The sequence below is a fragment of the Nitrososphaerota archaeon genome, assembly GCA_011605775.1.
GTDB lineage: Archaea > Thermoproteota > Nitrososphaeria > Nitrososphaerales > JAAOZN01 > JAAOZN01.
In genome coordinates this window covers 20,233-30,449 of record JAAOZN010000031.1, presented here as the reverse complement: position 1 = coordinate 30,449, position 10,217 = coordinate 20,233, and the positions used below count along the sequence as shown (strand labels likewise).

Annotated in this window: 9 protein-coding genes; 3 read left to right on the top strand and 6 right to left on the bottom strand. The window is 47.5% G+C overall.

The genetic code is table 11. The features are described 5' to 3' along the window. The coding region (locus HA494_02840) for a COG1615 family transporter (GenBank protein NHV96712.1) at positions 1 to 2,350 on the bottom strand (2,350 nt) is incomplete at its 3' end. A gap of 81 nt (positions 2,351 to 2,431) precedes the next feature. Here HA494_02840 and HA494_02835 point away from each other — a divergent pair. Continuing rightward, positions 2,432 to 3,424, top strand: coding sequence for a D-glycerate dehydrogenase (locus tag HA494_02835; protein NHV96711.1), 993 nt, complete (start codon positions 2,432 to 2,434; stop codon positions 3,422 to 3,424). Here the strand turns inward: HA494_02835 and HA494_02830 are convergent. Then, entirely contained in the window at positions 3,417 to 3,911 is a 495-nt protein-coding gene (locus HA494_02830; protein NHV96710.1) for a hypothetical protein, read from the bottom strand. The two genes, HA494_02835 and HA494_02830, sit on opposite strands and share 8 nt — an antisense overlap. Before the next feature lie 172 nt (positions 3,912 to 4,083). On the opposite strand from HA494_02830, the gene HA494_02825 reads away from it, so the two are divergent. Both HA494_02825 and lpdA read left to right on the top strand, forming a co-directional pair. Then, complete coding sequence (locus HA494_02825; GenBank protein NHV96709.1) at positions 4,084 to 4,725, top strand: hypothetical protein; 642 nt, start codon at positions 4,084 to 4,086, stop codon at positions 4,723 to 4,725. 36 nt (positions 4,726 to 4,761) lie between these two features. After that, on the top strand, positions 4,762 to 6,180 hold the full coding sequence (gene lpdA / locus HA494_02820) for a dihydrolipoyl dehydrogenase (protein NHV96708.1): 1,419 nt from the start codon (positions 4,762 to 4,764) through the stop codon (positions 6,178 to 6,180). 10 nt (positions 6,181 to 6,190) lie between these two features. Here lpdA and pcn read toward each other — a convergent pair whose 3' ends face one another. The 4 genes from pcn to HA494_02800 form a co-directional block, all read right to left on the bottom strand. Next, positions 6,191 to 6,955, bottom strand: a complete 765-nt coding sequence (gene pcn, locus HA494_02815) for a proliferating cell nuclear antigen (pcna) (GenBank protein NHV96707.1) — start codon at positions 6,953 to 6,955, stop codon at positions 6,191 to 6,193. 49 nt (positions 6,956 to 7,004) lie between these two features. Beyond that, on the bottom strand, positions 7,005 to 8,051 hold the full coding sequence (locus HA494_02810) for a HesA/MoeB/ThiF family protein (GenBank protein ID NHV96706.1): 1,047 nt from the start codon (positions 8,049 to 8,051) through the stop codon (positions 7,005 to 7,007). Between the two features lie 351 nt (positions 8,052 to 8,402). Next, positions 8,403 to 8,594 (bottom strand): 4-oxalocrotonate tautomerase family protein, encoded by a 192-nt coding sequence (locus tag HA494_02805; GenBank protein NHV96705.1) that lies wholly within the window; start codon positions 8,592 to 8,594, stop codon positions 8,403 to 8,405. Between the two features lie 3 nt (positions 8,595 to 8,597). Continuing rightward, positions 8,598 to 10,097: a radical SAM protein gene (locus tag HA494_02800; protein ID NHV96704.1), complete on the bottom strand. Its 1,500-nt coding sequence runs from the start codon at positions 10,095 to 10,097 to the stop codon at positions 8,598 to 8,600. Between the last annotated feature and the right edge of the window lie 120 nt (positions 10,098 to 10,217).

The window sequence follows — 10,217 nt, the reverse complement described above, 5'->3', positions numbered from 1 at the left end:
GTATCATGTAGACATCGTGGTCGCCAACTCGGTAGAGGATGGTATCACCTATCCTAGACTTGTTCCCCCAAAGTGTCCTTAGCTGCGCGAATTCTGGGTTCTTGTTAAGCGCCTCCAACACCGCAGTAGGTCCAAGGAGTTTGGTTGGTGAGTCGATAGGCACGGCGTAGAAGATCATCTCACCTAGATGAGGAGGATCATTCCTAACAACCATATAGCCAGCCAAGTTTCTTCCACCAGCACCCCTCAACTCCAGCGAAAGCAATCCAACAAACTCGGGTCTTTCAAAGGTAGGTGGCTTGGCTATAACGTAGTATGTGTCTAAGCCTTGCGGTACCTCGAAGAACTCTCTTGCAACTATGAACGTTTCAGCATCCTTAACGTGGTAGATGTTGTACATGCTAACTCTCCACTCGAAGAGCTCCTCTGGGTAGCGTAGCTGCTGCTTAATCGACTCAGGAACAGTTGGTGTAATGTAGTCGTGGTATGTTGCTTTAAACAATCTGCTTAGGAAGTCATCGCCCAAAACGTAGATTTGTAGAGTGCCGTTGTAGATGTCTACGAACGCATAGCCCACTAGCCTCACATAAGGGTTGCGGACGCTCCAAGGTACGTGGTCTGTATCTAGAGCCACGATCAAGGGGACCATATAGTAGGTGTCTACACCATCGGTGACAGGGAAGATGTCTATCGTCTTATCTCCGAAATAGTATTGGAAGTAGGGTAGAAGCATTTCAACTCTGGTGATGACATCTCTATACCTAAGAACTTGAATAGGGGTATCCCTATAGGCCCAGAAGAAGTTGACATCAAAGAGCCAGCTGAGAGGAGGATCGACAACAACACCACCCTTCCCTTGGTATGTCCCTCCACCGACCTCCTGTTGAGGCGAGGATGTGTGAAGTGGTTTGGCAGCCCATGTTTCTGCGAAGAGCCCTGATTCGCCATAGTATATCGTTCGCTGCTTGAAGAAGGTAGATGGGTCTACGCTTTTACCGCTGTGTCCTTCAAGCATTAGGAAACCGTTGGGGACGTTTGTGTAGTAGAGGTGCTCTGAGAACCACCTATCTTCTGGTCTAACCGTCTTGGGTAGGATGGGTTTCATAGAAGCGCTCCAGTAAAGTGTGCCGTTAAATCTAAGGATATCTGCGTCAACGAAGTCGACATATGGGATTAGCCCTATATCTGGCTTGAGTTTGGCGAATGCTGCTTGAGGATCCCAAAGCCTTACTCTACTTAGGAGATCTCTATTGCTTTCAACTAGGTTCGGGATGTCCGATGCTACTATGTTTGGTACGCTAAAGTTGTATCGATACTCCTTTATTTCATCGAGCTGCGCTAAGTAGCGGTTGACTGAAATCTGCTGTGTCACATAAGGTCCTAGCCACTCAACCTTTCGGGCGTCTGCTATGCTGTTATTTATCGCCATCAGCGAGCCTACCGCAAGCAGTAGTATGAGGATAGGTGTGATCCTTAGGGCGAGTGTTCTGGTTGTGTATACGGTTCTTCCTCTTCTGTCTATCAGCATCAAGCTGGTGAATAGTACAGTGCCTGCTGCGAGTCCGCCGATGTAGTAGCGTGTATTATAGTCTATGTTTGAGGGGAAGAAGGCGTTGACGAGAGCCCAGAACAGCGCCAACGCTACAAGCCCTTCTATAACTGCTATCCTCCAGCCTAACCGGATGGTACCTGTGGCGATCTCTTCACTTGATGGTGTCGCAACTTTGAGGATCTGCGTTAAACCTACTAAGAGAATGAGCCTAACCCCTAGAGCGCCTAAAATAGGTGTTACGAAAAGCGTGAGAAGAGGCATAAGAGGTATCACAGTCTCTGAAGCATAGCTTAGGTCGTTAAGGGGCGGGGTTACGAAGGGTAAGGTAAGGAGTCTAGATAGGTCGGCTAATCTGACGCTTAACAAATCTTCGGGTGCTGAGATAGCCATCCCGAAGAAGAGGTTCCTGAAGAAGATGATACCTAAGAGCACCTTCGTGATCTGCCACATGAGAAACTTCCCAACAGGCATCTTAAAGCTCTTGAAGTCAAAATACCTTCTCGGCACCGCTTCGAGATAGCCTCTTTCCCTTATAATTCTGAGTATCAGCGGTATGAGCCACCAGACGATAGATCGCCTATTCTTGAAGTCTATTCTGAAGAGCGCTATCGCAGCTAGTATGATCCCAGCATATATCTCAAAGTAGATGGGTTTAAGAAAGAGTTCTCCGAACTCCTCTATATTGAGCCAGAACCAGAGGAGCTGACCACCGATGCTGGCGAAGATTATTATGAGCACGAGTAGTAGAGCGATTATAGTTATCCATCTCCCCGCCCGTCTACTTGGTTCAGAATACATACCGAGGGTAGTTGAGATTGATTGCGTTAAAAGTTTTCCTATTGGTAAGCAGATATCTTTGCGGCGCGTCGATTGAGTAAGATGAGGGTTGTCGTTACTAGACGCATCGCCGATTCGGCACTCCAAAAAATCATGAGCCGTTACGAAGTCGTGCTCTACGATAGTGATTACCCTCCCACAAGAGAGTGGCTGGAATCAAATATACGAGGTGCGGATGGTGTGCTCTGTATGCTTACTGATAGATTTGATTCTGAGCTCTTGGAGAAGGCTGAGCGTCTTAAGGTCTTAAGTTCTATGAGTGTAGGGTTAGATCATGTGGATCTCGATGCGGCTACAAGGCGTGGCGTCTATGTAACCTATACGCCAGATGTGCTTACAGATGCTACTGCGGATTTAACGTGGGCGCTGCTGCTAGCAGCCGCTAGGAGGGTTTGTGAGGCTGATAGGTTTGTTAGAGGTGGTCTATGGAAGGTGGCTTGGGCGCCTAACCTTCTACTTGGCTCAGACGTCTATGGTAAGACCCTTGGCATAATCGGGATGGGTAGGATAGGGTATGCTGTTGCAAAGAGGGCTACAGGCTTCGGTATGCAGATCCTCTACCATCAGCGACATAGAATTCCTGAAGATAAAGAGAGAGTTGTTAACGCAAGATACGTTTCCCTCGAAGAGCTTCTCTCAACATCCGACTATGTAACCATTCACCTTCCCCTTACAGAACAGACGAAGGGTCTTATCAACGAAAAGAGGCTACGTTTAATGAAGCCTACCTCCTATCTGATAAACACCTCGAGAGGTGCCATAGTAGATGAGAAGGCATTAATCAAAGCGCTTAAAGAAGGGTGGATAAAAGGAGCAGCACTGGACGTCTATGAAAAAGAGCCTCTACCAGAAGACAGCCCACTGCTCAAACTAGATAACCTTGTCCTAACACCACATATAGGAAGCGCGACGACAGAAACAAGAAATAAGATGGCTGAGATCGCAGCCGAGAACCTGATAGTGGTGCTCACAGGCGCCCTGCCACGATACCTAGCTAATACAGATGTGGTTCGTGTAAGACCATTGGTTAGCTAGGCGGCTGCGACTCAGTACTAGGCTGTGCTTTGGACACCTTCTTTCTAGATCTGCTAGTCGATCTCGTATGTGACGTGGTTTTCTTTCTTCTAGCCCCCCTAGTTATTTTGGGCGTTGCTTTACTCTCTTCTGCTGATGCTGCTTGCTGCGTCGCCTCAGCAACTACTATTGGTGCTGGTTGCTCGATGCTAAAGAGAGTGTCAGAAGGCTTCTCATGGACATTGGTTAGCGTTACGACAGGTTCATTAGGTATGCTATCAGGCGTTAGTCGGCTTTCCTCCACTGTTACTTGAGTGGCCTCAACCGTTTGAGCCGTTTCAGCCGGCTTTTCTAAGACAGGAGCGTACTCTTTGGTTGCGGGAATAACGCTAAGTGTGCTACCGTTCTTTAATGCGCTTCTGCAAAGTTTCCGATAGGAACTGGTGAGCACGATCGATGCGACTGCTGCCAATACGAGCAGCATGGTTGCCACGATTATATCAGCCAATCTGTTCACCTTGTGGTATTTGGGTGAGTTAGCCAAAGATAGCGTATGTGAAGAATTCTCGACCCTTTAGACAAATTTAAGGCAGCTGATGTTCACATAATTTAAGTAGGTTGTCGACGGTTTTGAACTTGATGTTATAGAGCGGAGTAATGGAAAAGTAGCCTATGGTATGGTGGACTTTACATCTAAATGGGATAAAAAAGATAGGCTTACTTTCAGCAAAAAGATTGTTAAGCGCTTCCGCAACCCCACATTAAGCAAGAAGAAGCTGGAGGAAGCCGTCAGATCTATACAGACTCAGATAATCTCACTAGACAACCTACTGTTGCGTCTTAAAGAGCGGGATAAACACATATTCAGCGAGGTGATAAGGTGCGTAAAATTGAGGAATAAAAGGAAAGCAAGCATCTACGCAAACGAGCTCACACAGATAAGAAATCTCATAAAGCAAGTGATCTTTGCTAAACTCGCTTTAGAAAGGATCTGCATTAGAATCAACACAATCACAGATGCAGGGGATATCGCTGCAACCCTGGCGCCAGCAGTATCAGCTGTCAGAAGTGTTCAAGACATAATTAGGGAAGTTGTACCGCAAGCGGAAGAAGGCTTCACAGAAATCTCAACCCTACTTAACGGCATACTTGTAGACGCCTCTGCAAACGAAGGTTTTCAACTAGACATTAAGGCAGCCAACGCAGATGCTGAGCAGATCATCGAAGAAGCGACTAGAGTGGCTGAGGAGGAACTGAAAGCAAAGTTTCCTGAAGTGCCGCAAGAATTCCTAATGCGTGAGGGCAGCAAAATACCCATCTAGAAAATCAAAAATATCACCTCTACCGCACTTTGGGATATGTCTGCCCCTACCTATGATGTTATAGTTGTCGGAGGTGGTCCTGGGGGTTACGTTGCTGCCATCAGAGCAGCCCAGCTAGGTGGGAAGGCCGCACTTATAGAGGTTGCCCACCTTGGAGGCACCTGTACTAACTGGGGCTGTATACCTACCAAGGCTCTACTTAGAAGTGTTGAGTGCCTGGTCGAGGCTCGAAAGGCTAAGGAGTTCGGGGTCATACTAGGCTCAGTCGACTTTAGTCTAGAAGCAATGGTTAGGCGCAAGGATGAGATAGTTTCACGCCTAAGAGATGGCATCAAATATCTGTTAAACTCATACGGCGTTACTTTAATACAAGGCAGAGGTAGGCTCATAAGCCCGAACAAGGTTTCTGTGAATAGACCCGATGGTTCTAAGTTGGAATTGAATGGTAGGACCATCATATTGGCGACCGGATCAAAGAATCGTTTACTTCCAATACCTGGCTTAAGCGAAGTAGATGTGATGACCAACGAGCACGAAGCTCTGTCACCTACGAAGGTGCCTAAATCGCTCCTCATAATTGGCGGCGGACCGGAAGGTGTTGAATTCGCAACCATCTACTCAAACCTGGGCTCTAAAGTAACGTTAGTTGAAATGATGCCTAACATCATACCCTTAGAGGATGAGGAGATGAGCACAAGGCTCAGTAAGATTCTCACCTCAAGTGGAGTCACTGTTTACACCAAAAGCGTGGTTAAGGAGGTTCGGCCCAAAAACGGCTACGTAGAAGTGTGCATCAGCACCGATGGTGCCGAATCAAAGATCTTGGTCGAGAAGGTGCTTCTAGCGGCTGGGCATATACCTAATCTTGAGAATCTAGGTCTGGAGGAGGTTGGCGTAGCTTATACTGAGAGAGGGATATCGGTCAACGAGAGAATGGAGACGTCCGTAAAAGGGGTTTATGCTGTAGGGGACGTTGTAACCGTGAGTCTAGCGCACGTTGCGTTTGAGCAGGGTATCGTTGCCGCAGAAAACGCTATGGGTCTAAACTCGACCTACGACTCAAGGGTTGTGCCTAGGTGCATCTATACAATACCTGAGGTCGCTGCAGTTGGTTTAACTACACAGCAGGCTCGTGAGCAGAAGATTGACTTCATAACAGGTAGATTCCCCTTTACCGCAAGCGGCAGAGCACTAACCCTAGGTGAAACGGAAGGTTTGATAAAGGTGTTAGCAGAGAAAAGTAGCAAAAAGATAATCGGTGTACATATTATTGGTCCAAGGGCTTCAGACCTCATTCCTGAAGCGGCTTTAGCGATGAAGATGGGAGCAACCATATCTGATCTAGCGAAGACCATCCACCCGCACCCAACTCTGTCAGAAGCCTTAAAGGAGGCGGCACTAGACGCGATAGGTGAAGCCATACATCTAGGCAAGAAGATACGAAGAGCGGGCTAAACACTTCTCTCTACTTCTCTTCTACCCTAGGTGCAAGGTAGAATCCAATCTTTCCGCCTTGATCACCTAATTTGAATTCTAGCCTGAGGGGCATCTTAGTCGAGTACTCTAATATAACTGGTTGCTGCTGTGAGCCCGCTGCTTTCGTTATGTTAAGGAGGTATTCTATGCTGTAGGTCGCTTTAGCCGGCTCGCTTTGGTTTAAGGTCAATTCGAGGATCTCGGGACTTCTCCGGTCTAGGGTGGCCGAGGCTGTGCCTTGCTCGCTTCTCCCTGCGAATGTTACCCTTTCTTTGCTCACCTCTATGGTGATGTGATCTGAGATCGCTGAGATATCGCTCAAGATCTGCTGAAGTGTCGCACCAGTTAACATAAGCTTAGCGTTAAAGGTTATCTTAGGCAAAGGAGTTGGTTGAGCCGGCGACTCAAGTAGGTTTATGCTGAACTCTCTGGTGTAGGAGTTTGAGAACCTAATCGTTAGCTTACCTTCATCTTTAGACGAGACCTCAACGCTATCCTTCGGATCTGCTCTGCTGAGGAGCTTGGCGAAGTCGGCAACCCTAACCGTGAATCTGAACTGCTTATCGCACTCATACTTCTCGAAGGCAGAGTTAGGCCAGAAGAGGTCGATCAAAGCTACGTGGCTCGGATCCATAGCCCTAAACGAAATCCCCTCAGCCGAAGCCTCGAACGTAGCCTCCTCAACAAGCGTAGAGACAGCCTTGGCTACAACTCGCCACTCAGCAGCAGAAGCAGACTTAGCCACAAAGACCATCTAACACACCTTCCACATACTAAAGATAGGGTGCTAAAAAGACTTTCTTTTAGGCAGTTTTCATCGACTCTAAAGCGTCCAAATAGGCTTTGTACGCTTTATCTCTGTCCCCCTCTTCCCTAGGTGGAGCGACTTGAACGACCGCTAAGCCGCTCTTTAGGATATGCACCCTCATTCTCGGAGAGTAGTCAAATGAAACTCCCATAAGACTTCTCTTCACATCCTGATACCCCCTAAGCCTTAGAGCCTCCTCTAACCTACCCAAGTCAACAGCTTTTGGTTGACTAGGGGTTATGAAAAAGGTGCCCCGCCCATCCCTCGCGCAAGACTCTTCTACCTCAACGCCATATTTAGGCTCCTCAACCACTTTTCTCTTGCCACATACCCAACACTCTTGTGATCTAGCGACCTCTATGAGGTCAAAGGATGGTCCCGAAAGGTCTGCAAAAAATAGTTTACCAGCTAGATGAGGCTTCTTACCTGTAATGATCTTCACCACTTCTGAAACCTGCATGCTTGAAATGATGCTGAGAATAGAGGGGTGAACACCAACTATGGCGCACCTATCCATATTTTCATCGTTCAGCGAAGGGTAGATACACTCTAAACAAGGCGTCTCTCCTGGTATGATAGATGTAGCGCTACCCATCAGTTCGATGGCTGCACCAAAAACGTACGGTATCTTCAGATCCACACAAGCTCGGTTCAAAGCATATCTAGGTGAAATCCTATCTAACCCGTCTACAACAACATCGACACCTTCGATTAAACGCTTTGCTGTCAACGGCGTTAACGCTTCGGGTATCGGATCTACTTCTACATCCGGATTTAGATCCTTCAGCCTTCTGAGCGCTGCTTCGACCTTGGGCAACCCTACATCAGAGGAGGAGTAAAGATATTGGCGGTGCAGATCAGTCTTGGAGACCGTGTCCCTATCTATCAACCTCAAATATCCAACACCCATTCCCGCTAGTTGCAGCGCAGTTGGACAGCCTAGCCCACCCACACCAACTAAACACACCCTAGCAGATCTTATCCGACTCTGCCCCTCTAGACCTATCTCGAATAGCGAGATCTGCCTGGCGTACCGCTCCAAGTCCAGTTCAGCACACCTTCCACAATAAATATAACGCCACTAGATAAAAACTAATCGCTACACTAGCCTCTAACCAACTCCTTAATCTTAGCAGCTATAACTTCAGAGCCCTCGATGAATTTAATCGGATCTGGTATTTCACTTAATACATCTTCAACATAACCGCATAACATCTTTCCACGTGTCTGACGAAGCTGCGCAACTCTGTGCCCACTCCGTCCTCGAAGACTCTAACATTATCGTACTGCAAAGTTCATACCTAAAGGTGTTATAGTAGCCTCTAACGTTTCTGCTCGCAACCCAGGTCACGTTACCCCAAGGCACATACTGAGCCTTAAAACACAGCCTGTTCTAGGGCTTCTCCCTGGAGAGCAGAACACCAGCCCTTCCGATGTTGGTGTCTGGCAGCTCTACTATCGCTACTACAATCTTCTCTTTCTGCGTATTCAGAACCCGGCTGGTTACTTCAGTTATCTCTTTGACTAGCTGCGCCTTCTGCTCCTCGCTTCTTCCTTGCTTTATGTAGATGGTTATGATGGGCAGAAACTACGCCTCCTTAACCTTCACCGTCCCAGCTACGCTCTCCCAGTACGCTATGTTCGCTCTGCACCCTGGGTCTGGTGCGAGTATATCACCAAAGTAGTTGTATGCCCTTGCTCGGCAGCCACCGCAGATGTAAAGGTATTGGCAATCTCTGCAACCTCCGCCTATTAGATCCTTATCTCTTGTTTTACTCAGTAAGTTAGATTTTACCCACAGCTTCTCAAAGTCGTCACGTATTAGGTTGCCTATCCTCACTTCATCCACGTGCGGGAAGAAGACACAAGGATATATGTCACCATTCGGCTCTATGGAAACGTAGAATCTTCCTGCCCCACATCCGCCGATAAAGTCGGCGAGCTTGGTGAGCTCACCTTGAAGCTTAGGGTTATAGAAGTGGGTTGGTATGACCAAGCCGTCGCATTCGAGCTGCGAGGTGCCATTAGACCCCTCGAATGCTTTAGCTAGCTCAGCTTCAACCTCCTTCGCTACCCTAGCGAACTGAGGCGCAGTAGACAGAATCTCAACCTTCTTCGTTGTCTTCCTCTTCAACCAAAGTGTTCGTAAGAGTTGCTCACGCTCGTCTGGGGTTAGGTCTGCTGTTACTATATCTCTACCCCTACCAGTGGGTATAAAGTTGTAGAGCATAAACCAATCCACACCCAGCTCATCGCATAGATCAACGATCGCTGGAATCTGCTTATAATTGAAGTGTGTGCCAACGCAAGCGACTTCTGTGAACAAACCTTCTGCGACACAATTCTTTATCCCCTGAATCGTCTTCTCAAAAGCTCCCGGCACGCCTCTAAATTCGTCATGCGTAGTAGGGTTAAGACCATCTAAGCTTATCTGGACGAAGTTAAGACCCGCCTCCTTAAACTCCCTAACACGGTCACGTGCAGAAAACACAATGCCGTTGGTAGCCATAGCAACATATATTCCCTTATCCGAGGCGTGCCTAATGAGTTTAAGTATGTCGGGTCTAACCGTTGGTTCTCCGCCGGAAAACGCTATACTCACCACACCAGCCCTACTAAGCCGATCTATACCAAAGAGCGCTTCATCGGTGGTAAGCTCATTCGGATCCTGCCTACCGGCGTTTTCGTAACAATGCTTACACCTAAGGTTACAGAGCCTCGTAATATTCCAGACTATCTGAAAAGGCGCACCTGGTACAAAGGGTCTACGAACGCCAAAGTAGCTTATCCCCCTTATAACATTAACCAAGCCTCTTCTCCAATATGGGTCCTTGAACTTGCTTCTTATCTGCTCCTCACTTGCCCCAAATGCGCTCGCTCCGCTCTTAACAACTCTTTCAACAATGAACTTCGCAGCCTTGCACTTCACGCAAGCATCCCTTCTTGTACCCACGTAGAGCTGTAAAGCGACTTCAAGCCTGTTCTCGTTACAGTCATCACAGTAACCTGAAATGCGTCTCAGAGTCCAACGAGCCAAAGGATTATCAACTACACCCTTAAAGAGCTTTATGGTGTCAGTAGTACTCATCTCACTTAAATAATGCTATACTTGTATTTTAACTTATTCCCTAGGTTCTATAAATTTCCGTAAAGAAAGTTAGGGTGCTCATTATATGTGAGATGTCATTTAGAATACATAAGCACAGCC